The following is a 24,669-nucleotide window of genomic DNA, read 5'->3' as shown; positions in this document are numbered from 1 at the left end:
GTCGTAACCCTCAGAACGTCCCGGCTGTCAGAACAACCGCAGCTTGTCGTCCTCGATGCCCCGCAGCGCGTCGTAGTCGAGGACCGTGCAGCCGATGCCGCGGTCGGTCGCGAGGACGCGGGCCTGCGGCTTGATCTCCTGGGCCGCGAAGATGCCGCGTACCGGCGCGAGATGCGGGTCGCGGTTCAACAGCTCCAGATAGCGCGTGAGTTGCTCCACGCCGTCGATCTCGCCGCGTCGCTTGATCTCCACGGCGACGGTCTGTCCCTCGGCGTCCCGGCACAGGATGTCGACCGGGCCGATGGCCGTCATGTACTCGCGGCGGATCAGCGAATAGCCCTCGCCGAGGGTCTCGATGCGGTCGGCGAGCAGTTCCTGGAGGTGCGCTTCCACGCCATCCTTGATCAGGCCCGGGTCCACGCCGAGTTCGTGCGAGGAGTCGTGGAGGACCTCCTCCATCGTGATGATGAGCTTCTCGCCCGCCTTGTTGGTGACGGTCCAGACGTCCTTCTCGTCCCCGGCCCCCTCTTTCAACGTGCAAGGCGGAGACATCCAGTTGAGGGGCTTGTAGGCCCGGTCGTCCGCATGAATCGAGACGCTTCCGTCCGCCTTCACCAGGATCAGGCGGGGTGCCGACGGGAGGTGGGCGGTGAGCCGGCCGGCGTAGTCGACGGAGCAGCGGGCAATGACGAGACGCATGGTCGGCAACGCTACTCGACGGGCGGTGGTGGACGCGATTCGCCCATCGTCAACGTCTCTTGCCTGTGGCACATGCTGTTCGAAAGTGGCCGATTGTGTGCGCATTGATGCCCTGCTGTGTTCCACATGTCCTGGTGCGATCAAGAACAGTTGCCTACCGTATGAACGGGAGGTCGTGGCGCGAGTACGCAGCGTGTCCGTTGTCGGCGTGTCCGTTCTCGCGGTCTCCCACCCTGTCCGTCAACCCCCTCTGTCGGGAGGGGGTGCGAGAGGAGAACCCATGTCGCTGGACGTCTCACCGGCCCTACTCGAACAGGCCGAGCGAGGCGAGGTCGACGAAGCGGAATTCGTCGACTGCGTCCGGACTTCCCTGCCTTACGCATGGGAGATGATCAGCTCCCTGGTGGCCCAACTGAAGGTGGACGGCGGAAACTTCGCCGACAACCAGACGCCGCCGCCGGACGAGCAGGCACGGGGCCAGTTGCTGCGAGCGCTCGCGAGTGACGCGATACGCGGCGCGCTGCAGCGGCACTTCGGAGTGCGGCTGGCCTTCCAGAACTGCCATCGGGTGGCGGTGTTCCCGCTGGACGAGTCGGTTGATCACACGCTGGCCCGCTTCACCTCGGTGCGCAGTCAACTGCTGAACCAGTCACCGGAGTTCCGGGACTGCTGAGGCAGCGATGCCGCAGGCTTGCCGCCCCGTACGCGGGAGGTGCATTTTTGCACGGGGCGGCAAGCTCCCCGCGGGGCGGGCGCGCCCCGCGCAACCGCCGCCGACCCGGACACTCCAACTCCCGCTCAGCGCAGCCGTGGCAGCACCTCCGCCCCCAGCCGCCGTACGTTCTCCTCCGTCGCCGCCAGGTCACCCGAGCCCTCCACCAGGAGCGCGAAGCGGGTGATGCCCGTACGCTCCGAGGTCGCCGCCAGTCGGTCGGCGCACAGTTGGGGCGTGCCCACCGGGTGCAGACCGCAGAGCAGTTCGGTGTACGCCAGCGGGTCCCGCATCGCGCGGGCGCGGCCGTCCACCGTCACATGGGCCTCAAGACCCTGCTTCAGCCAGCCCGGCATCGCCTTGACGAGTGTCTCGACCGCGTCGGTGCGGCGGTCCGCGATCTGCGCGAGGCCGGCCGAGACATGGGCCGCGCCCGCGATCTCCTCGGGGGAGCGGCCCGCGGCCCTGGCGTGCGAACGCCACAGCGCGACCATCTCCGCCTTCTCCTCGTCGCCGACATGCATCCCGAGCAGCATCGGCAGACCGCGCTCGGCGGCCAGCCGGACGCTCGCCGCAGAGGTGCAGGCTACGACGACCTCCGGCCCCTCGGCGCCCGTCAGATCCTCCGACGGCCTTGGTACGACGGGGACTTCACGGAAGGCGTAGCGCTCGCCCGCACTCGAGACGGACGGTTCGCGCAGCCAGCGCACCAGCAGATCGAGTGATTCCGGGAACCCCTTCTCGTACGCCTCGAGACCCGCTCCGAAGACCTCCAGATCGACCCATGGGCCACCGCGCCCCACGCCGAGCATGAAGCGTCCGCCGGACGTCACATGCAGCAGCGCGGCCTGCTCGCCGAGCGCCACGGGGTGCGCGTTCGGGAGCACGCTGACCGCCGTGCCGACCTTGATACGGCGGGTGCGGCCGAGCAGCAGCGCGGCGAGCGTGACGGCCGACGGGCATGTCCCGTACGGCACGAAGTGGTGCTCGGCCAGCCAGACCGCGTCGAGCCCTGCCTCCTCGGCGACCTCCGCCGACCGCACCGCGCGGTGCAGTGCCTCCCCCTGGCCCTGTCCCGGAAACTGGGCCGCCAGTACAAAACTTCCTATGCGCATCGCACTCCTGTCCTCCTTGGCGCCGAGGCGGCTCCCCAACCCGCATAACCGTCTGACACGTGCCAAAGACACGGCTTGGCGGGGGAATTGGCGGATTGTCTGCAGAATGAGCCGGTCACGCCGGAGTCTGTGGGGGTTGTGAGGTACGTGTACCCACGGCTGCGCCGCGTAGGCTGGATGCGGCCCGTGCTCCCTGTAAAGCCCGTGAGGTGTCCTGTGTCCCCGCGCCGCAATCGTCCCAAGGGCGGCCCCAACGTGTCCGCGGATCAGGGCGACCGGTCCGGCCGCTACGGCGGCTGGCAGACCACGGAGAGCTGGCAGGGCGAGGCATGGAGCGTACGTCATGTGGCGGGCGCGAGTGCCGAGGGCAAGACCTACCGCTGCCCGGGCTGCGAGCAGTTGATCCCCTCGGCGATCCCGCACGTGGTGGCCTGGCCGGAGCACGCGGGCGTGGACGACCGCCGCCACTGGCACAAGGCCTGCTGGAACGCGAAGGACCGCCGCACCACTCGGGTGCAGCGGCCCCGCAACGCGCCACGTTTCTAAGGCCCCTTGGGCCTCTTGCCGATACGGCTCACACGTCTACGGCTCACACGTCGCGCTTCTCCAGCAGGAAGTACGCGCCGGCGAACGTGACGGCCGTCATGCCCAGCATGATCCACAGCGGGCCCCAGCCGGACGGGCCCGAAGAGCTGAGCTCCGCGCCGTAGAACACGCTGAGCTGGCTCGGGATCGAGTACTCGAGCAGGAACTGCTGCACGTCCTTCAGGGGTTCCGCGAACATGAACATCGCGATGACCAGCGGGGCGAGGAAGAGGCCGATCATGATGGTGATCGCGCCCGCCGAGTGCCGGATGAGCGAGCCGATGAGCAGCGAGAGCAGGCCGAACAGTGCGACGTAGAGGCTGACGCCGACCGTGACGCGAAGCCACTCCTCACCGGTCGGGTCCCCCGCGCCGTTGCCTTCGAGGATCGCCACCTGCGCGAAGCCGACGAGCGCCGTGGCCACCAGGGTGACCGTGAACGCGAGCGCGAAGAACACGATCGCCTTCGCCATCAGCACCCGGCCGCGGCTCGGGCATGCGGTCAGCGTGGTGCGGATCATCCCCGTGCCGTACTCGGAGGCGGTGGTCAGCACGCCGAGCGTGATGAGGCACACGATGCCGAGCATCGGCCCGAACACGCCCAGGACCAGAGGCGATTCGCCCTCCATGCTCGTGTCCGTGGACGCGGTGATCAGGGCGAAGAGCAGGCCGAGCCCGATCATCAGGAACAGGAAGACGCCCAGCGTCCACATCGTCGAGCGGACCGACTTGATCTTCGTCCACTCGGAGGCGAGCGCGTGCCCGAGGTGGGTGCGCACGATCGGGATGGGCGAGGTGTACGAAGGGCCGGGCGCCGCCTGCCAGTTGGGCGCGGCCTGCTGCTGCATCTGCTGCTGCATGGAGGGCTGGGGCGTACTCATCGGGCGTCCTCGGGCTTGGTCATGTCAGGAGCGGCGTGCGGCGCGGGAGCGGCCTGGGCGTACGGGTTGGGCTCGCCGGGGCCGCCGGGCGCGGCCGGTGCCCCGTACGGGCCCGCGGGCTGTCCCTGCGGCATCGCGAACGGCTGACCGCCCTGCTGGGGCGGCGGCGGGGCGTACCAGCCCGGCTGGCCCTGCCCGGGCACCGGCACCTGCACCGGCGGCATGGCACCCGGCGGCAGCTCCTGCTGGAGGCCCGCACGCTGGTCACTGGTCGAGCGGTAGTCGACGGCGCCCTGCGTCATCCGCATGTACGCCTCCTCCAGCGAGGCCTGGTGCGGCGACAGCTCCCACAGGCGTACGTCGGCGTCGTGCGCGAGGTCGCTGATGCGGGGCAGCGGCAGGCCCATGACGCGCAGCGCGCCGTCCTGCTCGGGCAGCACCTGGCCGCCCGCCTCGGTCAGCGCGGACGTCAGCTTCTCGCGCTGCTGCGGCTCACTGTCGGGCGTCCGTACGCGCGCGAAGTCCGCGGAGTTGGCGGAGATGAAGTCCCTGATGTTCATGTCGGCGAGCAGTTGCCCGCGCCCGATCACGATGAGGTGGTCGGCGGTCACCGCCATCTCGCTCATGAGGTGGGACGACACGAAGACCGTACGGCCTTCCGCCGCAAGGGCCTTCATGAGGTTGCGCACCCACAGGATGCCCTCGGGGTCGAGACCGTTGATGGGCTCGTCGAAGAGCAGCACCTGAGGGTCGCCGAGCAGCGCGGCGGCGATGCCGAGGCGCTGGCCCATGCCGAGCGAGAAGCCCTTGGACCGCTTCTTCGCCACCTCCTGGAGGCCCACGACACCGAGCACCTCGTCCACGCGGCGGGCCGGGATGCCCGACAGCTGCGCCAGGGACAGCAGGTGGTTGCGCGCGTGCCGGCCGCCGTGCACGGCCTTGGCGTCGAGCAGCGCGCCGACTTGGCGGGGGGCGTTGGGCAGCCTCCGATAGGGATGGCCGCCGATCGTCACCTGCCCCGCGGTGGGGTTGTCCAGGCCGAGGATCATCCGCATCGTCGTCGACTTGCCCGAGCCGTTGGGCCCGAGGAAGCCGGTGACGGCACCTGGCCTCACCTGGAAGGAAAGGTTGTACACGGCCGTCTTGGCGCCATAGCGCTTCGTCAGGCCGACTGCCTCGATCATTCTCCGCACCCATCGACAGGTTCAGGACGTCAGGTTCAGGACGTCGGGGCGCACGCCCCCCGTAAGGGTTAGGAGGATAACGGGGAGCTGACGGTTCCCATCAAGTGTGAGCAAAACCCGCTGCTCAAGCGGGCGCCTTCCCAGGGCCTACGCATCGCGCTTTTTGATCACGGCGTACGCGCCCAGGAGCGCGGCGACGACCCAGAGCACCATGATGCCAAGGCCGCCCCAGGGCCCGTACGGAGTGTCGTCGTCGACCGGCGGAACCACCTGCATGATCTTGTTGCCGGCCTGGTCGGGGAGGAACCGGCCGATCTTCTCGGTCGCCGAGACGGCGGCCAGGATCCCGGAGATCAGGAAGAAGAACGGCATCAGGATGCCGAGCGACAGCATCGGGCCGCGCAGCATCGTCGCGACGGCCATCGAGAACACGGCGATGAGCGTCATATAGAGGCCGCCGCCGATGACCGCGCGCAGCACGCCCTCGTCGCCGATCGACGCACTGTGCTCGCCGAGCGTGGTCTGCCCGACGAAGAAGGCGAGGAAGCTGGTGGCGAGGCCGACGGCGAACGCGAGCCCGGTCGCCACCGCGATCTTGCCGAACAGGAAGGTGCCGCGCTGCGGGACGGCCGCGAGCGAGGTGCGGATCATGCCGGTGCTGTACTCGTTCGAGACGACGAGCACGCCGAACACGATCATCGCCAGCTGGCCCAGGCTCATGCCCGCGAAGCTGGTGTAGGTCGGGTCGAAGAAGAGCTGGTCCCGTGTGCTCATGGAGTCCCACTCGTTCCTGGACAGCAGCGAGATCAGCATGCCGAGGGCGACGGTGACAACGGCGGCGAGACTCAGTGTCCACACTGTGGACGCCACGGAGCGGATCTTGGTCCACTCGGACCGGACGACCTGGGTCGTGGCCATGCTTCAGCCCTTCTTCCAGCCGGTGGGCGGCGTGCCGCCCTGCGCGTGGTACTCCACCGACCCGGCCGTCAGCCGCATGAACGCCTCCTCCAGGGACGCCTGTTGAGGGCTCAGCTCATGCAGCACGATCCGGTGCTCGGCGGCCAGCTCGCCGATGCGCTCCGCTTTGCCGCCGTCCACCTCCAGCGTTCCGCCGCCCGCCCGGAAGGCCTTGATTCCGGCCTCGTCGAGCACGTCGAGCAGCCGTTCCGGCTGTGGGGTGCGGATACGGACGTACGAGTGTGAGTTGTGCTGGATGAAGTCGGCCATGGAGGTGTCGGCGAGCAGCCGGCCCTGGCCGATGACGACGAGGTGGTCGGCGGTCAGCGCCATCTCGCTCATCAGGTGGGAGGAGACGAAGACCGTACGGCCCTGTGCGGCAAGGGATTTCATCAGGTTCCGGATCCAGTGGATGCCCTCGGGATCGAGCCCGTTGACCGGCTCGTCGAACATCAGGATCCGCGGATCGCCGAGCAGCGCCCCCGCGATACCGAGCCGCTGCCCCATCCCGAGCGAGAACCCCTTCGCCTTCCTGCGGGCCACCGCCGTCAGGCCCACCGCGTGCAGGACCTCGTGCACCCGGCTCTTGGGGATGCCGTTGCTCTGTGCGAGGCACAGCAGATGATGGAAGGCGCTGCGCCCGCCGTGCACGCCCTTGGCGTCGAGAAGGGCGCCGATGTACTTCAGCGGGTCCTGCAGGTTCTCGTAACGCCGCCCGTCGATCCGTACGTCTCCCGCGGTCGGCCGGTCGAGCCCGAGCATCATCCGCATCGTCGTGGACTTCCCGGCCCCGTTGGGCCCCAGGAACCCCGTGACGATTCCGGGCCGCACCCTGAACGTCAGCCGATCCACGGCCAACTTCGCGCCGTACCGCTTGGTCAGCCCTTCGACTTCGATCATGCGGCAACGCTAAAACGGGACAAAGCCCCCTGCCACTTCAGTGGCAGAGGGCTTTGACTCTGGGGGTGCGGCCCCGTAATCCGTACTTACCGAGACTGCTGAGCCGGAACTCCACGAGAGATCGGCTCGTCCTGCTCCGGCGAGCCCGCGGCAGCGACTGCGGCGCCCGTGAGCGTCGCCAGCATCTCGCGAACGTTCGTCAGCTGAGCGTTGATCGAGTCGCGACGGTTCGTCAGAGCCGCAAGCTCCCGCTCGGATTCCGAACGGATCCGGTCCGCCTTGGCGTTCGCGTCCGCCACGATGTCCTCGGCCTGGCGCTGAGCCGTCTCGACCGTCTGGCGGGCACGGCGCTCCGCGTCCGTACGCAGCTTCTCCGCCTCCAGGCGCAGCTGCTCCGCGCGGTGCTCGATCTCCGCGAGGCGCTTCTCGGCCTTGGCCTGACGCGAGGCCAGGTCGCGCTCGGACTGCTCGCGCCGCTTGGCGAGGTTCGTCTCGAAGTCGGCGGCGGCCTGCGCGGCCTTGGCGCGGGTCTCCTCGAAGAGGGCGTCCGCCTCCTCGCGCTTGGACGCCGCGTCCTTCTGCGCGTCGGAACGCAGCTGCGAGGCGTCGCTCTTGGCCTTCTCGACGATCCGGACGCCCTCGTCCTCCGCCTTGGCCTTGCGGTCGGCGGAGAACGCCTCGGCGTCGTTGCGTACCTGCTGGGCAGCGGACTCGGCGAGCTCGCGGTGCTGCTCGGCCGCGCGACGGGCCTCCTCGCGCAGATCCTTCGCCTCTTCCTCGGCGAGGCGGAGGATCTTCTCGACGCGCGCGCCGAGACCCGCGTACGACGGCTCGGCGTCGTTCATCTGGGCCTGGGCGTTCTGCGTCTCGAGGTGGAGTTCCTCGATGCGCTTTTCCAGGGCGGTGATGCGGGCCAGAGCGCTGTCACGGTCGGAGACGAGCTTCGAGATGCGTTCGTCCACCTGAGCGCGGTCGTACCCACGCCGCACAAGCTCGAAGCCGTAGGGGGAAGTGTCGCTCATGGGGTTCCTGTCGAATGAGACCGGTGAGGTGATAGGTGGAATCCTAGGGGTCAAGGCGGCGCGTCATCGAGCAGAAGACAGATTGATATGGAGAATGACGCCCTTTTTGTTGGCTAACGGCCGGAGGGCTTCCAGGACACGGCGCCGAGGGCCCTCGCGTGAGTACGAAACCAGCCGTTCTGGCTAGCTTTCCGAGGACTTGCCACCCGAACGGGTCGCACCGGCCGTCGCACCCGCCTTGACGCCCGAGTCCTTGCCGCTCGCCGGGGCCTCGAAGGACTCCAACGCCTCGAGGACGTCCTGGACACGAGAGATCTCCGCGTTGATGTCCTCACGGCGGCGGACCAGCACCTCCAGCTCGCGCTTGCCCTCCTCGACCATGCGCTTCGCATCGCGCTCGGCGTCGGAGCGGATCTGCTCGGCCTCGGCGATGAGCGCGGACTTCTTCTGCTCGGCCTCCTTGAGGAGCCCCTCGGCCTTGCGCACGGCGGCGATACGGACCTTGCCCGCCTCGGAGTTGGCCTCCGAGACCAGGTCCTTGGCCTTCGCCTCCGACTCCTTCAGCTGCTCCTCGGCGGCCTTCACCAGCGCGTCGCAGCGCTCGCCGGCCGACCTCATCGTCTCGGCGGACTCACGGCGGGCCCGCTCGTGCAGCTCCTCGATCTCGCCGGTGATCCGGTCGCGCAGCTCCTCCGCGCGCTCCCTGATCGCCGTGGCGTCCCGGCGGGCGCCGACCAGCAGCTCGTCCGCGTCCGTACGGGCCCGCTCCACATACGAGTTGCCCTCGACGGTCGCCTCGGAGACCAGCCGCTCCGCTTCGTTGCGGGCCGCGCCCACCATCGTGTCGGCCTGCGTCTCGGCGTCCGCCGTCGTCTTCTGCGCGGACCGCCGGGCCTCGGAGGTCAGCTTCTCCGCCTCGGCCGACGACTCCCGGATGAGCTTGTCGGCCTGCTCGGCCGCCTCGGAACGCCGCTTGTTGGCCTCCTTGCGGGCCTCGTCCAGCGTGCTGTCGGCCTCGTCGCGGGCCTGAGCCATGAGCCGATCCGCCTCCGCCTCAGCCTCGGCCTTGAACCGCTGCGCCTCGCTGCGCACCCGCTCGGCGTGCTGCCGCGCGGAGCCGACCGTCTCGGCGGCCTCGGCGCGCAGCCGCTCGGCGTCGCCCGTCGCGTCCGAGATCAGCTTCTCGGCCTTCGCCACGGACTCGGCGCGTACCCGCTCCGCCTCCGTGTTCGTCTCCGAGCTGAGCCGCTCCGCCTCGGAGGTCGCCTCGTTGATGAGGTTGTCCGCCTGCGTCGCCGCGTCCGAGCGGAGCCGGTTTGCGTCCTCCCGGGCCTCCGAGCGGAGCCGGTCGGACTCGCTGATCGCCTCCGAAACCGTGCGCTCCGCAAGGGACTTGGCGGCCTCCGCCTCCTCCCGCGCCTCACGCCTGAGGCGGTTGCCGTCCTCGGCGGCCCGCTCCCGCTCCGCGTAGGCGTCGGCGCGGACCCGGTCCGCCTCCTCCTGCGCCTCCGTGCGCGTACGCTCCGCCACGTGCTCGGCGGCGCTGCGCAGGCCCGCGATCTCGTCCTGAGCCTGCTCGTGCAGCCCGGCCACGGAGTCCCGTACCTGCTGCGCGGTCTGCTCGGCAGCCGACACCATCTCCGTGGCGCGCCGGTCGGCGTCCTCGAGGAGCCGCAGAGCCTCGGTCTGGGCCTCCTCCACGCGGTTGCGCGCCGAGGCCAGCAGCTCCTCGCTCTGTATGCGGGCCCGCTCCCGCTCCTGGTCGGCCTCCTCGCGCGCGGTCCCGAGGTACTGGTCGGCCTCGCGGCGGCGCCGGGCGGCCTCCTCCTGGGCGGCGGCCAGCGTCTCGGCGCCCTCGGCCGCCAGTCGCTCGGCGGCGGTCTGCGCCTCCGCCCGGACCCGGTTGGCCGAGTCCTGGGCCTCCGACTTCATCCGCTCGGCCTCGGTGGCGGCCTCCGAACGCAGTCGTACGGCGATGGCCTCGCCCTCGGCCCGCGAGGCGGAGGCATCGGAGGCGGCCTCGTTGCGCAGCCGCTCGGCCTCCGCCTCGGCCTGCGCCTGGAGCGTACGAACCCGCTCGGCGGACACCGAGCGCAGCCGGTCCGCCTCCTCGACGGCCTCGCGGCGGATCCGCTCCGCCTCCGCGCGGGCGTCGGTCAGGGCCTCCTCGGCGGCGGCCAGGCGCTCCTCGGCCTCCGCGCGCAGCCGGGTCAGCTCCTCGGCGGCCTCGGACTGCCGGGCCGCGACGGCGCGCTCGGCCTCCTCGCGCAGCTCCAGCGCGGCCCGCTCGGCCTCCTCCTTGATGGTCTCGGACAGCTCGACGGCCTCCGCGCGATTGCGCTCGGCCTCGTCGCGGGTGCGCTGCAGGGTCTCCTCGGCCTGGCGGCGCAGCGTCGTGGCGCGCTCGATGGCCTCCGTACGCAGCCGCTGGCTCTCCGTCGTCGCGTTCGAGCGCAGCTCGTCCGCGTCGGCCTTCGCCTTGGCGAGCAGCTCCTCGGCGGTCCTGGCCGCCTCCTCGATCTGCTGGACGGCCTCGCGCCGCGCCTCGGAGCGGATCCGCTCGCCCTCGCCGACCGCGTCGGCCCGCAGGGCCTCGGCCTCGCCGCGCAGCCGGCGCGCCTCCTCCTGCAGCTCGACCGTCTTGGCGCGGTACTCCTTGGTGTCGTCCTTCGCCGCGCCCTTGAGCTCCTCGGCGATGTCGTGCGCCTCGGCCCGCAGCCGGTCCGCCTCGGCCTCCGCCTCGCGGCGGATCCGCTCGGCCTCCTCGGCTGCCGCCTTGGTGGTCTGCTTGGCGTCCTCCGACGCCTTGTTCAGGACGTCCTCGGCCGTACGCGCGGCCGAGGACAGCTGCGAGGCGGTCTCCTCCGCGGTGGCGCTACGGGCCGTCTCGGCGGCCTCCGCGAGGATCTTCTCCGCCTCCAGGCGGGCGTCGGCGACGACCTGCTCGGCGTCCGCCTTGGTGGTCTCCGCCTCCTTGGTGGCCTCGCCGACCAGCCGGGCGACCTGCTCCTTGGCCGTACGCGTGCGCTGCTCGTTCGCGGACTCGGCGTTGGCCAGGGCCTTGGCCGCGGCCTCCTTCGCCTCCGCGAGGACCTTGTCGGCCTCGGCCTGCGCCTCGCGCAGCTTCGACTCGGCCTCCGCTATCCGCTGCTCGGCGGCCCGGCTCAGCTCGGTGGCCTGACGGCGGGCCGACTCCGACTCGGTCGTCGTGGAGCTGCGCAGCTGCTCGGCGTGGTCGGTGGCCTCCTGCGCCTGGTTGGACGCGGCGTTCAGCAGGCGCTCGGCGTCCGTACGGGCCCGGCGCAGCAGCGCCTCGGCCTCCGCGCGGGCGGCCTCGGCATCGGCTTCCAGGCGCTGCCGGGCCTCGGTGGCGACCCGCTCGGCCTCCGCGCGGGCGGCGGCCAGGGCCTGCTCGGCCTCGGCGCGGGACTCGTCCAGGAGCCGGCGGGCCTGCTGCTCACTGCGGGCGCGCAGCTGCTCGGCCCAGGCGACGTTCTCGTTGACGTGCGTCTCGACGGTCTGGCGGCGCTCGGCCAGCTCCTGGTCGAGCTTCTGGCGCCGGGCCACCGCCTCGGAGTGCAGCTCCGCCTGGAGACGGGCGGCCTGCTCGGCGTGCTCCTGGAGGATCCGCTGGGTCTGCGCGCGGGCCTGGCTCAGCTCCCGCTCCGCGTCCATGCGCAGCTGGTCGGCCTGGATCTGCGCGTTACGCAGCATCTGCTCGGCCTGGTAGCCGATGTCGGCGCTGTCGAAGGCAGGACGGGACGCGAGATTGCGGCGCGCCTCGTGCAACTTGGCGCGCAGCACCTCGACCTGATAGCCGAGGTCCTCGGCGTGCTGGACGGCCTTCTCCCGCTCGGTCTTCAGCCGTTCCATCTCGGCCTCGAACCGAGAGAGGTGGTCGACGTCAGCCGCCGGCTCTCGCTCCTGGCGTTCGTAGCCCCGCACTGCGCGGTCCCATCCGTCCCCTGGTCGCAAGTCTCTCCAAACGAGCACCGTCCATCCGCCGAACGGGGCCCCCGGGGAATGGTGTCAGATCAACGGCGGAGCATGGGCTGCTGCCCCGACGCTCGTCCCCCGAAACCCGGACCCCGGTCCGCAGCCGCCCTCCCGGAGCGACGACCGACCCCAACCCTACCGGGCCCGATCGGCGCGGAGGTCTGGCCAACCGGCTTTTCCGGCTGGGGGGTCCGGGGTCCGAGGCACAGCGGCCGACGGAAAGTCCCCAGACCATGCAGTACGGACGTCAGTGCCCGGTCGACTCAACGCCCGCCGCATCAGTGGACCCGGAGGGCGCGGAGGTGACCAGTTCCGTCAGTACGCCGTGGCAGTCCTTGGGGTGCAGGAAGGTGATGCGCGACCCCATCGACCCCCTGCGCGGCTCCTCGTACAGCACGCGTACGCCCTTGTCCTTGATGTCGGCGGCCTCGGAGTCGACGTCCGCCGTGCCGAAGGCGATGTGATGCACGCCCTCGCCGTTCTTGGCCAGCCACTTCGCGACGGTGGAGTCCTCGCGGGTCGGCTCCAGGAGCTGGAGATAGGTGGCGCCGCCGTCGGAGGTCTCGTTGATCTTGAGCATGGCCTCGCGTACGCCCTGCTCTTCGTTGACCTCGGAGTGGAAGACCTCGAAGCCGTACGTGGCACGGTAGAACTCGACGGTCCTGTCCAGGTCGAAACAGGCGATCCCGATGTGGTCGATTCGCGTCAGCATGCTGTTAGTGCAGCGCGCCGCACGCGGTTACGCAACGTGCGCGCGATCACACGCCCTGCCGGATGACGAGTCGGCTACCGCTCAGTACATTTTAGTAAACCCTCGTTCACTCCTCAGCTGTGCAAGCTGGAAGGGGATCGCTCCTCATGTCTGGAACGAACAGCACCACCTCCGTGATCGTCGCGGGTGCCCGCACCCCGATGGGACGGCTGCTCGGCTCCCTGAAGTCGTTCTCGGGAGCCGACCTCGGTGGATTCGCGATCAAGGCCGCCCTGGACCGTGCGGGGATCAGCGGCGACCAGGTGCAGTACGTGATCATGGGCCAGGTTCTGCAGGCCGGGGCGGGGCAGATCCCGGCGCGGCAGGCCGCGGTCAAGGCCGGCATCCCGATGAACGTCCCGGCGCTCACCGTCAACAAGGTCTGCCTCTCGGGCCTGGACGCGATCGCGCTCGCGGACCAGCTCATCCGGGCGGGTGAGTTCGACGTGATCGTGGCCGGCGGCCAGGAGTCCATGACGAACGCGCCGCATCTGCTGCCGAAGTCCCGCGAGGGCTTCAAGTACGGCGCGATCGAGATGCTCGACGCGATGGCGTACGACGGTCTGACGGACGCCTTCGAGAACATCGCCATGGGCGAGTCGACCGAAAAGCACAACACCCGCCTGGGCATCGCCCGTCCGGAGCAGGACGAGATCGCCGCCCTCTCGCACCAGCGGGCCGCCGCCGCCCAGAAGAACGGTGTCTTCGACGCCGAGATCGCCCCCGTCGAGATTCCGCAGCGCAAGGGCGACCCCGTCGTCTTCGGCAAGGACGAGGGCATCCGCGGCGAGACGACCGCCGAGTCGCTGGGCAAGCTGCGCCCCGCGTTCACCAAGGACGGGACGATCACGGCCGGTTCGGCCTCGCAGATCTCCGACGGCGCGGCGGCCGTAGTCGTCATGAGCAAGGCCAAGGCGCAGGAGCTGGGCCTCGAGTGGCTCGCGGAGATCGGCGCCCACGGGAATGTGGCCGGTCCCGACAACTCCCTCCAGTCCCAGCCCTCGAACGCCATCCAACACGCCCTCAAGAAGGACGGCCTGGAGGTCTCGGACCTCGACCTCATCGAGATCAACGAAGCCTTCGCGGCCGTGGCGGTCCAGTCAATGAAGGACCTCGGGGTGTCCACGGAAAAGGTGAATGTCAACGGCGGCGCGATCGCCCTCGGCCACCCGATCGGCATGTCAGGCGCCCGTCTCGTACTCCACCTCGCCCTGGAGCTGAAGCGGCGCGGCGGCGGAGTGGGCGCGGCGGCGCTGTGCGGCGGTGGCGGTCAGGGTGACGCGCTGATCGTGCGGGTACCCAAGGGCTGAACTGCCTTTTAGTCCCTACTCGGTATGGATCGGATCGGAGCTGTGATGCAGGACGTCCCCACACTGGTGGCCCAGGCAAGAGAAGGCCGGCCGCGGGCCGTGGCCCGGCTGATCTCCCTGGTGGAGGGGGCGTCCGAGCAGCTCCGCGAGGTCATGGCGGCGCTGGCACCGCTCGCAGGGAACGCGTACGTCGTCGGGATCACGGGTTCGCCGGGCGTGGGCAAGTCCACGTCCACGTCCGCGCTCGTGACCGCGTACCGACGGCAGGGCAAGCGGGTCGCCGTCCTCGCCGTCGACCCGTCCTCGCCGTTCTCCGGCGGCGCGCTGCTCGGCGACCGCGTACGGATGTCGGAGCACGCCTCCGACTCCGGCGTCTACATCCGCTCCATGGCCACCCGCGGCCACCTCGGCGGACTCGCCTGGGCGGCGCCCCAGGCCATCCGCGTACTGGACGCGGCGGGCTGCGACGTGATCCTGGTCGAGACGGTGGGCGTGGGCCAGTCGGAGGTCGAGATCGCCTCGCAGGCGGACACCTCGGTCGTGCTCCTCGCCCCCGGGATGGGCGACGGAATCCAGGCGGCGAAGGCCGGAATCCTGGAGATCGGTGACGTATACGTCGTCAACAAGGCCGACCGCGACGGCGCGGACGCCACGGCCCGCGAACTGAACCACATGCTCGGCCTGGGCGAGTCCCGCGCCCCCGGCGACTGGCGCCCCCCGATCGTCAAAACGGTGGCCGCCCGAGGCGAGGGCATCGACGAGGTCGTAGAGGCCCTGGAAAAACACCGAGCCTGGATGGAAGAACGAGGCGTCCTCACCGAACGCCGCCTGGCCCGAGCCACCCACGAGGTCGAGACGATCGCGGTCACGACCCTGCGTGAACGCATCGGAGACCTGCACGGGGACCGGCGCCTGAGCGCGCTCGCGGAACGGATCGTGGCGGGGGAACTCGACCCGTACCGGGCGGCGGACGAGCTGGTGGCGGGGCTTACGGAGGGCTGAGTCCCGCTCTGGCCAACTCCCGGAACCCATTGTTACGTTGACCCTGTGTTCCTCCTCTTGGCATAGGGCCCGCCCCGGCCCGCGATCGGCAGCGTACGGACGCAGCCGTCGCGGCGCATAGGCGTCCCCTGTTGCCCGGGCGCCCATCTCGGCGCCCTCTCCTCGAGGAACTTTTCGCATGTCTGCGTCTTCAACGCGGCCTTCTTACGCCGCGGTTCTGCGCATGCCCTACGCCAAGCGCACCTTCACCGCTGCCCTCGTCGGCCGGCTCTCGTACGGGACGGTCTCGCTGGCCGTGATGCTGGCGGTGAGCCGGGCCACCGGGTCGTACGCCGTGGCCGGCACCGTGATGGCGCTCTTCGGCGCCGCGAGCGTCTTTCTGACACCCCTGCGGGCCGCCCTGGTCGACCGGTACGGCCCGCGCCGGGCACTGCTGCCCATGGCGGCGCTGTACGCCGGGCTGCTCGGTGTGCTGGCCGCCGTGAGCTGGCGGCCTGGCGCGCCGACCGTGCTGCTGGGGGCGGTCGCCGTCGCCGCCGGGGCCTGTACGCCGCCGCTCGGGGCGGCCATGCGTGCCGTATGGGGTGAACTCATCGCCGACCGGCGGCTGTTGCAGCGCGCGTACAGCCTGGACGCGGTTGCCGAGGAGCTGATGTTCGTGTCCGGACCGCTGCTCGTGGGGGTGGTGGTGGGCTTCGCACCGCCGGCGGCCGGGGTCGCCCTGAGCGGTGTGCTGGTGGCCCTGGGGGCCTTGGGGTTCGTCATGTCACCCGCCGTGCGGGGTCTCGCCGTACGGGCCTCGCGTGCGGGAATGCGGATGCGGGGCCGGCGCGGGCTGGTGCAGCCCGTCGTCGTGGCCGGGGGAGTGGGGCTCGCACTGGGAGCCGTCGACCTCCTGGTGCTGGCCTTCGCCGAGCAGCGGTACCACGGCGACTCCGCTGACGAGACGGTCGCCTGGGTACTCGCCGCCCTGTCGGCGGGCAGTGCGGTGGGCGGACTTCTGAACGGCGCCGTCAACTGGCGTACGTCCGCCCGGGTACGGCTCCCGCTGCTGGCGGTCGGCCTCGCGCTCGCCCTTGCCGCAGCCGGGCTGGCACCGGGCCTCGTGACGCTCTCCGCCGCAGTGGCCGTCGCGGGACTGTTCGTCGCCCCGGCTCTCACCACGTCCTACCTGCTCGCCGACGAGGCCGCGCCGTCCGGCTTCCGTACCCAGGCGGGTGCGTGGGTCAACACGGCGGTGAACGCGGGCTCTTCGGTCGGTGCCGCGGCTGTCGGCCTGCTGGTCGGGCGGCTGCCGCTCGCTCTGTGCTTCGCCGCGTCCGGCGCTGTGGCATTGGTCGCGGCCCTCGCGTCGTGGCATGGCAAAGCCTCCCCGGTGGTGCACACCGAGGAGGCTGTCGAAGCCGTTCGCTGACGTCAGTGCCATCCGTGTCAGCTGACGTCAGTCGTCTGAGCCGTCGTTGTCAGCGTCGTCGGCCGAGTCGTTGTCGGCGGAGCCGGCATCGGACTTGTCCGCCGTGACCTGGGCCGTCTTGAGGTCGACGTTCCACTCACGCTCCGTGCCGTTCGTGGCGCGCGTCTCCGCGTCCCAGGTCTTGGACGGGCCGTCCTCGTCCAGGCCGACCGACGTGACCGTGCCCTTCGCGGCGGCGGCCTTCGCGGCCTCCTCCGCGGAGACCGACGTGCCCTTCAGAGCCGCGCGGACCTGCGCGGTGTCGTCCTCGTGCTCGACGTGCGAGCCGAGGACCTTGCCGGTGGCCGGGTCGATCTGGATGCTGTGCCAGGTGCTGTTCTTGGCGAGGACGTCGACGTCCCAGACCGCCGGGCCGCTGTCGTCCTTGTCGTCCAGGTCGGCGGAGATCGCGGTGCCCGGCGTGTGGCGGAGGGCGGAGGCTATGGCCTCGGCTGCCGTGACCTTGCCGGGCGTGACCTGGGTGGTGTCGTCGTCGGCCCGGCTGTCGTCGGCCTGACTGTCGTCGTTGTCACCGGCGTCGTTGTCACGAGCGTCGTTGTCGCGGGCGTCATCGTCGCGGCTGTCGTCGGCCGGCCGTACGCTCGACGGCTTCGCCGCCGCCCCGTCGTCACTCGTGACCGCGAGGGCCGTCGCCGTACCGCCGCCGACGAGGGCCGCTACGGCGATGCCGGCGATGACGATGTTGCGCTTCATGGGGTTTCCTCCCGAGTTGATGTGCTACGCCGTGTTCCGACGTGAACCAATCTGCTGGAGGCACGCTGAAGCGGAGCTGAAGCACCCTGAAGAGCGCTTCAGGTTCGCCCTGGGAAGCTGGACCCCATGCGCCTATTGATCGTCGAGGACGAAAAGCGGCTCGCCCTGTCGCTCGCCAAGGGACTGACGGCCGAGGGCTTCGCCGTGGACGTCGTCCATGACGGCCGGGAGGGACTGCACCAGGCCGGCGAGGGCTCGTACGACCTCGTCATTCTCGACATCATGCTGCCCGGCATGAACGGCTACCGCGTGTGCGCCGCCCTGCGCGCCGCCGGCCAGGACGTGCCGATCCTGATGCTCACCGCCAAGGACGGCGAGTACGACGAGGCCGAGGGCCTCGACACGGGCGCCGACGACTACCTCACCAAGCCGTTCTCCTACGTCGTCCTGGTGGCCCGCGTGAAGGCGCTGCTCCGGCGGCGCGGATCCGCGGGCGCGTCCCCCGTGCACGTACTCGGCGAGCTCAAGGTCGACACCGCCGCCCAGCAAGTCTTCCGAGGCGAGGACGAAATCAGCCTCACCGCCAAGGAGTTCGCGGTCCTGGAGCAGCTCGTGGTGCGCGCCGGCGAAGTCGTCTCCAAGGCCCAGATCCTGGAGCACGTCTGGGACTTCGCCTACGACGGCGACCCCAACATCGTCGAGGTGTACATCAGCACCCTGCGCCGCAAGCTCGGCGCCTCGCTGATCCGGACCGTACGCGGCGCCGGTTACCGCCTGGAGGCGAGATGAGGCGCGTCCTGGGATCCGTACGGGCCCGGGCCAGGGCCACGCCCGCGACGTCGCCGTACGGCACGGCGGATCACTCACCGTCCACGAAGCACCGACAGGCGGAGCCCAATTCGAGCTCCGCCTGCCGCTGAACCAGGCCCTGCCTAGGGCCCGGTCGTCACGGGCGCCCCCGCTGTCCCCTCAGATGCCCCGCGATCGGCATCAGGGACTTGTGGAGCGCTTCCAGTTCCTCCGGCGGGATGAGGTCGATGAAGTGCCGCCGCACAGACGCCACATGATGTGGCGCGACCTTCTTCATCGTGTCCATGCCGTGGTCCGTGAGCACGGCGTACAGCCCACGGCGGTCGGACTCGCAGTTCTCCCGTCGGACCAGGTCCGCGTTCTCCATACGCGTGATCTGGTGCGAGAGGCGGCTCTTGGACTGGAGGGTGGCGGACGCGAGATCGCTCATTCGCATCCGGTGGCTCTCCGATTCCGAGAGGTTCACCAGGATCTCGTAGTCGTTCATTGTCAGGCCGAACGGCTGGAGGTCCCTTTCGAGCTGGTACGTCAACAGCCTGTTGACCTCCAGGTGGGTGCGCCAGGCGCACTGCTCCGCATCGGTCAGCCAGGGCGTGGCCGTCTCGGTCTCCATGAATGGATTCTACCTAAGATGTTGAAAGGCGAACTGGTGAGGGTTTTGTTGTTGTGACAGGTGCGCACGCGTTCGATGTCACACTCCGCAGACTACCGCTCACAGCCCGAAGCGACGCTGGAGATCTCCCAGCTGTCCGGGAAGGCGCGGTGATCCGGACTGTGGTCCATGACCACCGGGTACCCCGCCGCCACCGGGCACGCCCGGCTCGTGCGGAGTCGCTCCCGTGGCCTGCTCGGCCATCAGTGTCTCGCTGGACTGCAACAGCACCGTGCCGGCGCCCACGAACTCGAACTGATGCTCCTCTCCGGAGGTCCCGCCCACGCCCGTAAGCGCACGTAGACCGCCCATCAGGCCCGTCATGTAGCCGTGGTCGTAGTGGTGGCACGGTGAGGGGCAGTCGGCCCAGCCGACCAGGGCCTGCGGATCGACCCGGATCGGCGGCTCCATGAACACCACCGGACCGTTCGAGGCGGCCACGAACTTGCCCGTCCCGATGAGCGTCAGAAAGCCCGGCACGATCGACTGCTTGAGCGCGAGGCTTGGCTGAAAAGCAAGGAGGTTGCCTGAGCGAATGGTCAGGTTGCCCTCCTCCAGATCGTACGAATTCACGTCGAAGGCCCGGTCGGCGAGCAGCATCTTGCCCGAGCCGGAGGCCACCACCCAGTCGCTCGCATGCAAGGGCGAATGAAATGACGTCCGGACAAGACGGTCCAGTCGCCCGTGCCCGATGCCGTTGAACTCCATCGAGCCGTAGTAGGCGATCATCTTGCCCTTCTGCAGGAACCATTCGCTCCCCTTGAGTTCCACGCAGAAGGTGTAGTTGTTGATGTTGTCGTCGGACGGCAGGGTCATCGGGTCGTGGATCACGGGGCCCGTCCCCGGGTAGGCGGTCAAAGCTTCTCCTCCGAGGCCTGCACGAACACCGCGCCGCTGCCGCTCAGCTCCAGCTGGAACGCCTCGCCCGAGCCGCGGCCCACCATGTCGCGCCAGCCGAGCGCGGTGGACAGCTTGTTGCGTACGTCGCCGTGATGCGCCACGTACGCCTGCGGGTCGACGTGGACGGGGCGCTGCGGAGTGATCGGCACCTCGATGATCCCGCCGTGCGCCATGACGGCCACCGCACCCTGGCCCCTCAGGGTCGTCGTGAACAGCCCCTGCCCGCTGACCTGCCCGCGCACCATGCCCATGACCCCGCCCTGTGAGCCCATGAACATCGTGCCCTGCTCCAGCGTCCCGTCGAAGGCCAGCAGCCGGTCCGCCTCCACATGCAAGGTGTCGCCTGTGAGGTTGATCACCTCGATGTGGTGGCCGCCGTGCCCGAACAGGACCGTGCCCGAGCCCTCCACCGTCATCAGCGGCGCCGCCTCGCCCGCGGCCCGGCGGCCGATCATCGACATGACCCCGCCCTGACCGCCCTGCATGTTCGGGGTGAAGGAGACCTCGCCCTTGTAGGCGAGCATCGCGCCACGCTGGCTGAACAGCCGCTGCCCCGGCGCGACCGTGGCCTCGATCATCTTCGAGTTGACCTCGCGGAAGGGCATCAGACCTCCCCTCCGATCGTGTTGCGCTCGCTGGGCTGCACGTAGACCAGCCCGTCGCCCTCGAAGCGGATCTGGAAGGCCTCCCCGCCGCCCTCGCCCATGAACGTGCGGAACGTCACGCCGGACTGGAACGACTGCCGCAGATTGCCCTGGTGCGCGACGTATGCCCCCGGATCGACCGTCAGCGGGTACTGCGAACTGACCCGCAGCACCACCGCGGGACCGTCCGACATGATCGCCGCCTGGCCATGGCCCTCGATGGTCGTCGTGAACAGGCCGTTGCCCTGCGAGGCGCCGCGCATCCCCGTGAACTCCGTGCCCGTGCGCAGCCCTCCGTCGGTGGCGAGCAGATTGCTCGACTCGACGTACAGCTTGTCCCCCTGCAGTTGCACGAGATTGATCTCGCTGGCCCGGTCCGCGAACCAGCAGGTCCCGTGCCCCTTCACCTCCATCAGCGTCATCTGCTCGCCGGTGAGGCGCCGGGTCACCATCCCCCGTATCCCCTCCCCGCCGCCGCTCGTCTTCTTGAAGTCCATCTGCCCGTCGTACGCCACCATCGAGCCGTTCTTCGCCTTCACGGCATCGCCGGTCATGTCGACGGCCAGCACCTTGCTGCCCTGGAGTCGGAACATCGCCACGGTGTGAAGGTAGCCCTCGGGCGCGGCCGGTGACAGAGCCTCCGGGATGATCCGACCCTGAACGCACCCTGATCGCACCGCTGGGGGACGTGTGCGGGATCCGTGGTCGAAAACCTGAACGCGGTTCGGCCCCCCGTCGGCCCCCCGCGCCGGTTCGTGCCGGCGCCGGATGCCACAATGGGGGCCGCTTGTGCGTACGTTCACAAAGCGTTACCCCTCAAACCACCTCTCCCACCGAAGGTGACTCGTGGACATCAAGACCGCCTCCGCCCTCCGCCGCCTCCGCCTGGTCTCCGCTCCCGAGGCGATCTCGTTCCTGCTGCTGCTCGTCTGCTCGGTGCTGAAGCGGACCACGGACTTCAACGCGGTACCCGTGATGGGCATGATCCACGGCGTCCTCTTCATCCTGTACGTGCTCTTCTGGGCCGACGCCTGGAACCGCACGAAGTGGGACCTGAAGACCTCGGCCCTCTACTTCATCCTCTCCGTCCTCCCGGCCGGCGGCTTCTTCGCCGAGCGCAAGCTCAGGCGCGAGGCGGAGAACGCGGTCATCGCGGCGCGCGCCCGCAAGGAAGGGACCGTCAGCGCATGATCGTCGCCTTCTCCGTGACGCCGCTGGGTGTCGGCGAGGACGTGGGTGAGTATGTGGCCGACGCGGTCCGTGTCGTGCGTGAGTCGGGGCTGCCGAACCGTACCGACGCGATGTTCACGTCCGTCGAGGGTGAGTGGGACGAAGTCATGGACGTCGTCAGGCGCGCCGTCGCGGTGGTCGAGGAACGCGTGCCACGCGTCTCCCTCGTCCTCAAGGCGGACATCCGCCCCGGCGTGACGGATGGCCTGACGTCGAAGGTGGAAACGGTGGAGCGGCACCTCGCTGACTGACCTGCCGTCAGCCGTCGCCCGACGCCAGGGCCATGCCCAGCGGCGTCCGCTCGTACAGCACCTGGTGCCCGTACCGGCGTGAGACGAGCAGGCCCGCGTCCCGCAGCGCCGACAGGTGTGCGGAGACGGAGGAGGGTGCGAGGGTGAGGCGGTGGGCGAGGGCTGTCGTGGTGGCGGGTTCGTCGAGCGCGGTCAGTACGGTGGCCCGGCCGCGGCCGAGGAGTCGTACGAGAGCGTCGGGGGTGCGGTCGTTCGGCTCGGCCCACAGGCCGCCGATGCCGCGCGCAGGGTAGACCAGCGTCGGCTGCCAGGGAGGGTCGAAGCCGCTCACCACGTCCGGCCAGGAGAAGACGCTCGGCATCAACACCAGCCCCTGGCCGCCGAGTTCGCGTACGTGCTCGCCCTTCCAGTCGACCGTGAGCGTGCCCGACTCCCAGGCGAACCGCCGGTCCAGCTCCGGCAGCAGCCCGCCGAGGCCCACTTCGGCGAGACGGCGCGAATGGAAGGTGACGTCGGCTTCCAGCAGGGCGCGCAGCCGGGGCCAGTCCGGTTCGACGAGGGTGTGCCAGGCCGCCTCCAGCAGGTCGGCCAGTTGCTGGATCATACGGACGGGGTCCCTCAACAGGGCGCGCCCGAGCGGGGATTCGGCGGCTCCCGGAGTGTCCGCGAGCGCCCGCGCGGTGTCCTCGCGGGCCGCCCGCGGTTCGGCGGCGCGGACCGCCGCGATCTCCTCCTCGAACGGGGCGGCCGGGCCGATCGGCGGCGGTCCGAGCCAGTCGGGAGTGTGCCCGCGCCGGGGCATCAGCAGCCACAGCGGCGTGAGGTCGAGCCCGACGGCTGCCGTACGGATACGGCGAAGCCAGCGCGCGTGGTAGCCGTGCCGCTCGGGCCGGTTGAGTGTGCGTACCGCTTCCTGCGTCTCCCACAGCGGGGACACCGCGAAGCGGCACCGCAGGAGATCGTCCTCGCCGAAGTGCAGACGGAACGGCATCGTGCCCCCTCCCGTGACGGCTCGAAGATTCGGCTGGTGCCGAAACTCTACGGCGACCGGCACGGGAGCGTGCACGCTGCTGCCCATGCCAGAAGAGCTGCAAGGCGTGCAAGAGAAGGACACGACACCGCTGCCCGTACCACCTGACACCACCGGTTACGGAGCTGTCTTCGCCGTACGCGAGTTCCGTGCCGTCTTCGCCGCCCACGCCCTATCCCTGCTCGGCGTCGTCGTCAGCGAGATCGCGCTGACCGTGCTCGTGTACGGGCTGACCGGGTCACCGCTGCTCAGCGCGCTGGCCTTCGCGCTGGGCTTCCTGCCGTATATCGCGGGCGGGACGCTCCTGGCCGGGGTCGCGGACCGGTTTCCCGCACGGCGCGTGCTCGTCGGGTGCGACCTGGTGTGCGCCGGGTGCGCGGCGCTGATGGCGCTGCCGTCGACGCCGGTGGCCGCGCTGCTGGCGCTGCGGTGTGTCATCGCGGCCGTGTCGCCGGTGTTCAACGGGACGCGAATGGCCACGCTGACCGAGATCCTCGGGGACGGCGACCTGTTCGTGCTCGGGCGCTCGCTGCTGCGGATGGTGTCGCAGAGCGCCGTACTCGTGGGCTTCGGACTCGGCGGAGTCCTGCTCACCTTCGTGTCGCCGCGCGGGGCGCTCGCCATCACGCTGGGCACCTTCCTCGCCTCGGCGCTCCTCCTGCGCTTCGGGACCCGGCGCAGGCCCGCGCGCGCCGGAGGCGGATCGCTCGTGCGGTACTCGCTCGCCGGCACCCGCGAGGTCCTCGGCGACCGTCGTATCCGGGCGTTGCTGCTGCTCCTGTGGGCGCCGCCGATGTTCGTCGTCGCCCCCGAGGCGCTGGCCGCCGCGTACGCGGACGAGATCGGGGTCGGCGCCGCCTGGGTCGGGCTGCTGATGTGCGCGATGCCGGTCGGCACGATCGCCGGTGAGCTGTACGCCGGTGCCGCCCTGTCGCCCGCGGCCCGCTCCCGGATCGTGCTGCCCCTCGCAGCCGGCGGGCTGCTGCCGCTCCTCGTCTACCCGCTCCACCCGGGCCTCGGCTGGATCCTGCTCGCGCTGCTCCTCGCCGGGTCGGCGGGCGCGTACACCCTCGGTCTCGACCGCTGGTTCGTGGACGCCGTTCCCGAGGAACTGCGCGGGCGGGCCATGACCGTGCACACGGCCGGCCTTATGACGATCCAGGGCGTGGGGATGGCGCTGGCCGGGCTCGCCGCCGAGTTCTGGTCGGTCAGCACGGTCGTGGGCTCAGTCGGGGTGCTCGGGACCGCCTGCTGCGTACTCCTGGTTCTGGAGGTGCGGCGTACGGGACGTACGGCAGAAGTCGGGGACCGAAGCGCGAGACGGGGCTGACCACGATATGACCGGCCGGTAGGGTCTCTGCCGTGCCGAAGCCGCTCAGTCTTCCTTTCGATCCCATCGCACGCGCCGACGAACTCTGGAAGCAGCGCTGGGGGTCCGTGCCGTCCATGGCCGCGATCACCTCGATCATGCGCGCGCACCAGATCCTGCTGGCCGAGGTCGACGCGGTCGTCAAGCCGTACGGGCTGACGTTCGCGCGCTACGAGGCACTCGTGCTGCTCAACTTCTCCAAAGCCGGCGAACTGCCGATGTCCAAGATCGGCGAGCGGCTCATGGTGCACCCCACGTCGGTGACGAACACCATCGACCGGCTGGTCAGGTCGGGCCTGGTGGACAAGCGGCCCAATCCCAACGACGGCCGTGGCACGCTCGCCTCCATCACCGACAAGGGCCGCGAGGTCGTCGAGGCGGCCACCCGCGACCTGATGGCGATGGACTTCGGGCTCGGCGCGTACGACGCGGAGGAGTGCGCCGAGATCTTCGCGATGCTGCGGCCCTTGCGCATCGCCGCGCACGACTTCGAAGAAGGCTAG

At 70.1% G+C, this 24,669-nt stretch carries 25 protein-coding genes and 1 pseudogene; 11 read left to right on the top strand and 15 right to left on the bottom strand.

The genetic code is table 11. The features are described 5' to 3' along the window. Positions 1-27 precede the first annotated feature (27 nt). Entirely contained in the window at positions 28-699 is a 672-nt protein-coding gene (gene nucS / locus IEZ21_RS04860) for an endonuclease NucS (RefSeq protein ID WP_033323895.1), read from the bottom strand. A 280-nt stretch (positions 700-979) separates the two neighbouring features. Here nucS and IEZ21_RS04855 point away from each other — a divergent pair, with 280 nt between their 5' ends. After that, the gene (locus IEZ21_RS04855) at positions 980-1,372 is read left to right on the top strand and encodes an SCO5389 family protein (RefSeq protein WP_033323896.1); all 393 of its coding nucleotides are present in this window, start codon (positions 980-982) and stop codon (positions 1,370-1,372) included. Positions 1,373-1,497: 125 nt separating this feature from the next. On the opposite strand, the gene IEZ21_RS04850 is transcribed toward IEZ21_RS04855, so the two are convergent. Further along, a complete protein-coding gene (locus tag IEZ21_RS04850) occupies positions 1,498-2,526 on the bottom strand; it encodes an LLM class flavin-dependent oxidoreductase (protein ID WP_189320625.1) in 1,029 nt (342 codons plus the stop codon). 216 nt (positions 2,527-2,742) lie between these two features. Here IEZ21_RS04850 and IEZ21_RS04845 point away from each other — a divergent pair, with 216 nt between their 5' ends. Next, positions 2,743-3,072, top strand: a complete 330-nt coding sequence (locus IEZ21_RS04845) for an Rv1322 family protein (protein WP_033323899.1) — start codon at positions 2,743-2,745, stop codon at positions 3,070-3,072. 43 nt (positions 3,073-3,115) lie between these two features. Here IEZ21_RS04845 and IEZ21_RS04840 read toward each other — a convergent pair whose 3' ends face one another. From IEZ21_RS04840 to mce, 7 genes are all read right to left on the bottom strand, one after another. Further along, the gene (locus tag IEZ21_RS04840) at positions 3,116-3,991 is read right to left on the bottom strand and encodes an ABC transporter permease subunit (RefSeq protein ID WP_189320624.1); all 876 of its coding nucleotides are present in this window, start codon (positions 3,989-3,991) and stop codon (positions 3,116-3,118) included. Further along, positions 3,988-5,175: an ATP-binding cassette domain-containing protein gene (locus tag IEZ21_RS04835; RefSeq protein ID WP_189320623.1), complete on the bottom strand. Its 1,188-nt coding sequence runs from the start codon at positions 5,173-5,175 to the stop codon at positions 3,988-3,990. Before IEZ21_RS04835 ends, IEZ21_RS04840 begins: the two co-directional genes overlap by 4 nt. A gap of 147 nt (positions 5,176-5,322) precedes the next feature. After that, on the bottom strand, positions 5,323-6,093 hold the full coding sequence (locus IEZ21_RS04830) for an ABC transporter permease (RefSeq protein WP_189320622.1): 771 nt from the start codon (positions 6,091-6,093) through the stop codon (positions 5,323-5,325). Between the two features lie 3 nt (positions 6,094-6,096). Next, positions 6,097-7,032, bottom strand: a complete 936-nt coding sequence (locus IEZ21_RS04825) for a DUF8746 domain-containing protein (RefSeq protein WP_189320621.1) — start codon at positions 7,030-7,032, stop codon at positions 6,097-6,099. A gap of 86 nt (positions 7,033-7,118) precedes the next feature. Next, positions 7,119-8,054 carry a coiled-coil domain-containing protein gene (locus IEZ21_RS04820; RefSeq protein ID WP_033323908.1) on the bottom strand — a complete coding sequence of 312 codons (936 nt, stop codon included), beginning with the start codon at positions 8,052-8,054 and terminating at the stop codon, positions 7,119-7,121. Positions 8,055-8,237: 183 nt separating this feature from the next. Beyond that, complete coding sequence (scy, locus tag IEZ21_RS04815; protein ID WP_189320620.1) at positions 8,238-11,999, bottom strand: polarized growth protein Scy; 3,762 nt, start codon at positions 11,997-11,999, stop codon at positions 8,238-8,240. Positions 12,000-12,297: 298 nt separating this feature from the next. Then, entirely contained in the window at positions 12,298-12,762 is a 465-nt protein-coding gene (mce, locus tag IEZ21_RS04810) for a methylmalonyl-CoA epimerase (protein WP_189320619.1), read from the bottom strand. Positions 12,763-12,908: 146 nt separating this feature from the next. Between mce and IEZ21_RS04805 the strand changes: the two genes are divergently transcribed. The 3 genes from IEZ21_RS04805 to IEZ21_RS04795 all read left to right on the top strand — a co-directional run bounded on the left by IEZ21_RS04805 (position 12,909) and on the right by IEZ21_RS04795 (position 16,527). Then, complete coding sequence (locus IEZ21_RS04805; protein WP_189320618.1) at positions 12,909-14,111, top strand: acetyl-CoA C-acetyltransferase; 1,203 nt, start codon at positions 12,909-12,911, stop codon at positions 14,109-14,111. A gap of 45 nt (positions 14,112-14,156) precedes the next feature. Continuing rightward, the gene (gene meaB / locus IEZ21_RS04800; RefSeq protein WP_189320617.1) at positions 14,157-15,113 is read left to right on the top strand and encodes a methylmalonyl Co-A mutase-associated GTPase MeaB; all 957 of its coding nucleotides are present in this window, start codon (positions 14,157-14,159) and stop codon (positions 15,111-15,113) included. A 178-nt stretch (positions 15,114-15,291) separates the two neighbouring features. After that, entirely contained in the window at positions 15,292-16,527 is a 1,236-nt protein-coding gene (locus IEZ21_RS04795; protein WP_189320616.1) for an MFS transporter, read from the top strand. A gap of 27 nt (positions 16,528-16,554) precedes the next feature. Here the strand turns inward: IEZ21_RS04795 and IEZ21_RS04790 are convergent, their stop codons facing one another. Then, entirely contained in the window at positions 16,555-17,280 is a 726-nt protein-coding gene (locus IEZ21_RS04790) for a PepSY domain-containing protein (protein WP_189320615.1), read from the bottom strand. Positions 17,281-17,406: 126 nt separating this feature from the next. Between IEZ21_RS04790 and IEZ21_RS04785 the strand changes: the two genes are divergently transcribed. Then, the gene (locus IEZ21_RS04785) at positions 17,407-18,069 is read left to right on the top strand and encodes a response regulator transcription factor (protein ID WP_189320614.1); all 663 of its coding nucleotides are present in this window, start codon (positions 17,407-17,409) and stop codon (positions 18,067-18,069) included. Beyond that, a pseudogene (locus IEZ21_RS48745) lies at positions 18,059-18,199 on the top strand (two-component sensor histidine kinase); the annotation flags it as partial. The gene IEZ21_RS04785 and the pseudogene IEZ21_RS48745, both read left to right, overlap by 11 nt. Before the next feature lie 27 nt (positions 18,200-18,226). Here the strand turns inward: IEZ21_RS48745 and IEZ21_RS04780 are convergent. The 4 genes from IEZ21_RS04780 to IEZ21_RS04765 form a co-directional block, all read right to left on the bottom strand. Next, positions 18,227-18,703, bottom strand: coding sequence for a MarR family winged helix-turn-helix transcriptional regulator (locus IEZ21_RS04780; RefSeq protein ID WP_033323923.1), 477 nt, complete (start codon positions 18,701-18,703; stop codon positions 18,227-18,229). 99 nt (positions 18,704-18,802) lie between these two features. Further along, on the bottom strand, positions 18,803-19,558 hold the full coding sequence (locus IEZ21_RS04775) for an AIM24 family protein (RefSeq protein WP_373302172.1): 756 nt from the start codon (positions 19,556-19,558) through the stop codon (positions 18,803-18,805). 38 nt (positions 19,559-19,596) lie between these two features. After that, complete coding sequence (locus IEZ21_RS04770) at positions 19,597-20,247, bottom strand: AIM24 family protein (RefSeq protein ID WP_189320612.1); 651 nt, start codon at positions 20,245-20,247, stop codon at positions 19,597-19,599. After that, on the bottom strand, positions 20,247-20,879 hold the full coding sequence (locus IEZ21_RS04765) for an AIM24 family protein (RefSeq protein ID WP_189320920.1): 633 nt from the start codon (positions 20,877-20,879) through the stop codon (positions 20,247-20,249). Before IEZ21_RS04765 ends, IEZ21_RS04770 begins: the two co-directional genes overlap by 1 nt. Before the next feature lie 253 nt (positions 20,880-21,132). On the opposite strand from IEZ21_RS04765, the gene IEZ21_RS04760 reads away from it, so the two are divergent. Further along, positions 21,133-21,477, top strand: a complete 345-nt coding sequence (locus tag IEZ21_RS04760; protein WP_189320611.1) for a DUF3817 domain-containing protein — start codon at positions 21,133-21,135, stop codon at positions 21,475-21,477. Beyond that, positions 21,474-21,767 carry an MTH1187 family thiamine-binding protein gene (locus IEZ21_RS04755; RefSeq protein ID WP_033323931.1) on the top strand — a complete coding sequence of 98 codons (294 nt, stop codon included), beginning with the start codon at positions 21,474-21,476 and terminating at the stop codon, positions 21,765-21,767. Before IEZ21_RS04760 ends, IEZ21_RS04755 begins: the two co-directional genes overlap by 4 nt. A 7-nt stretch (positions 21,768-21,774) precedes the next feature. On the opposite strand, the gene IEZ21_RS04750 is transcribed toward IEZ21_RS04755, so the two are convergent. After that, positions 21,775-22,758, bottom strand: a complete 984-nt coding sequence (locus IEZ21_RS04750; protein ID WP_189320610.1) for an ArsR/SmtB family transcription factor — start codon at positions 22,756-22,758, stop codon at positions 21,775-21,777. Positions 22,759-22,843: 85 nt separating this feature from the next. Between IEZ21_RS04750 and IEZ21_RS04745 the strand changes: the two genes are divergently transcribed. Together IEZ21_RS04745 and IEZ21_RS04740 are read left to right on the top strand one after the other, a co-directional pair. Next, a complete protein-coding gene (locus tag IEZ21_RS04745; RefSeq protein WP_189320609.1) occupies positions 22,844-24,127 on the top strand; it encodes an MFS transporter in 1,284 nt (427 codons plus the stop codon). A 32-nt stretch (positions 24,128-24,159) separates the two neighbouring features. Then, the gene (locus tag IEZ21_RS04740; protein WP_189320608.1) at positions 24,160-24,669 is read left to right on the top strand and encodes a MarR family winged helix-turn-helix transcriptional regulator; all 510 of its coding nucleotides are present in this window, start codon (positions 24,160-24,162) and stop codon (positions 24,667-24,669) included.

The organism is Streptomyces flaveus, from assembly GCF_014647675.1.
Classification (GTDB): domain Bacteria; phylum Actinomycetota; class Actinomycetes; order Streptomycetales; family Streptomycetaceae; genus Streptomyces; species Streptomyces flaveus.
This window is presented reverse-complemented; position numbering and strand designations above follow the sequence as displayed.

What these genes read in the sequence shown, in the direction of transcription:
- nucS (WP_033323895.1), bottom strand. Translation starts at nt 699, where the DNA reads ATGCGTCTCGTCATTGCCCGCTGCTCCGTCGACTACGCCGGCCGGCTC.
- IEZ21_RS04855 (WP_033323896.1), top strand. Translation starts at nt 980, where the DNA reads ATGTCGCTGGACGTCTCACCGGCCCTACTCGAACAGGCCGAGCGAGGC.
- IEZ21_RS04850 (WP_189320625.1), bottom strand. Translation starts at nt 2,526, where the DNA reads ATGCGCATAGGAAGTTTTGTACTGGCGGCCCAGTTTCCGGGACAGGGC.
- IEZ21_RS04840 (WP_189320624.1), bottom strand. Translation starts at nt 3,991, where the DNA reads ATGAGTACGCCCCAGCCCTCCATGCAGCAGCAGATGCAGCAGCAGGCC.
- IEZ21_RS04835 (WP_189320623.1), bottom strand. Translation starts at nt 5,175, where the DNA reads ATGATCGAGGCAGTCGGCCTGACGAAGCGCTATGGCGCCAAGACGGCC.
- IEZ21_RS04830 (WP_189320622.1), bottom strand. Translation starts at nt 6,093, where the DNA reads ATGGCCACGACCCAGGTCGTCCGGTCCGAGTGGACCAAGATCCGCTCC.
- IEZ21_RS04825 (WP_189320621.1), bottom strand. Translation starts at nt 7,032, where the DNA reads ATGATCGAAGTCGAAGGGCTGACCAAGCGGTACGGCGCGAAGTTGGCC.
- IEZ21_RS04820 (WP_033323908.1), bottom strand. Translation starts at nt 8,054, where the DNA reads ATGAGCGACACTTCCCCCTACGGCTTCGAGCTTGTGCGGCGTGGGTAC.
- mce (WP_189320619.1), bottom strand. Translation starts at nt 12,762, where the DNA reads ATGCTGACGCGAATCGACCACATCGGGATCGCCTGTTTCGACCTGGAC.
- IEZ21_RS04805 (WP_189320618.1), top strand. Translation starts at nt 12,909, where the DNA reads ATGTCTGGAACGAACAGCACCACCTCCGTGATCGTCGCGGGTGCCCGC.
- meaB (WP_189320617.1), top strand. Translation starts at nt 14,157, where the DNA reads ATGCAGGACGTCCCCACACTGGTGGCCCAGGCAAGAGAAGGCCGGCCG.
- IEZ21_RS04795 (WP_189320616.1), top strand. Translation starts at nt 15,292, where the DNA reads ATGTCTGCGTCTTCAACGCGGCCTTCTTACGCCGCGGTTCTGCGCATG.
- IEZ21_RS04790 (WP_189320615.1), bottom strand. Translation starts at nt 17,280, where the DNA reads ATGAAGCGCAACATCGTCATCGCCGGCATCGCCGTAGCGGCCCTCGTC.
- IEZ21_RS04785 (WP_189320614.1), top strand. Translation starts at nt 17,407, where the DNA reads ATGCGCCTATTGATCGTCGAGGACGAAAAGCGGCTCGCCCTGTCGCTC.
- IEZ21_RS04780 (WP_033323923.1), bottom strand. Translation starts at nt 18,703, where the DNA reads ATGGAGACCGAGACGGCCACGCCCTGGCTGACCGATGCGGAGCAGTGC.
- IEZ21_RS04775 (WP_373302172.1), bottom strand. Translation starts at nt 19,558, where the DNA reads ATGACCCTGCCGTCCGACGACAACATCAACAACTACACCTTCTGCGTG.
- IEZ21_RS04770 (WP_189320612.1), bottom strand. Translation starts at nt 20,247, where the DNA reads ATGCCCTTCCGCGAGGTCAACTCGAAGATGATCGAGGCCACGGTCGCG.
- IEZ21_RS04765 (WP_189320920.1), bottom strand. Translation starts at nt 20,879, where the DNA reads ATGTTCCGACTCCAGGGCAGCAAGGTGCTGGCCGTCGACATGACCGGC.
- IEZ21_RS04755 (WP_033323931.1), top strand. Translation starts at nt 21,474, where the DNA reads ATGATCGTCGCCTTCTCCGTGACGCCGCTGGGTGTCGGCGAGGACGTG.
- IEZ21_RS04750 (WP_189320610.1), bottom strand. Translation starts at nt 22,758, where the DNA reads ATGCCGTTCCGTCTGCACTTCGGCGAGGACGATCTCCTGCGGTGCCGC.
- IEZ21_RS04745 (WP_189320609.1), top strand. Translation starts at nt 22,844, where the DNA reads ATGCCAGAAGAGCTGCAAGGCGTGCAAGAGAAGGACACGACACCGCTG.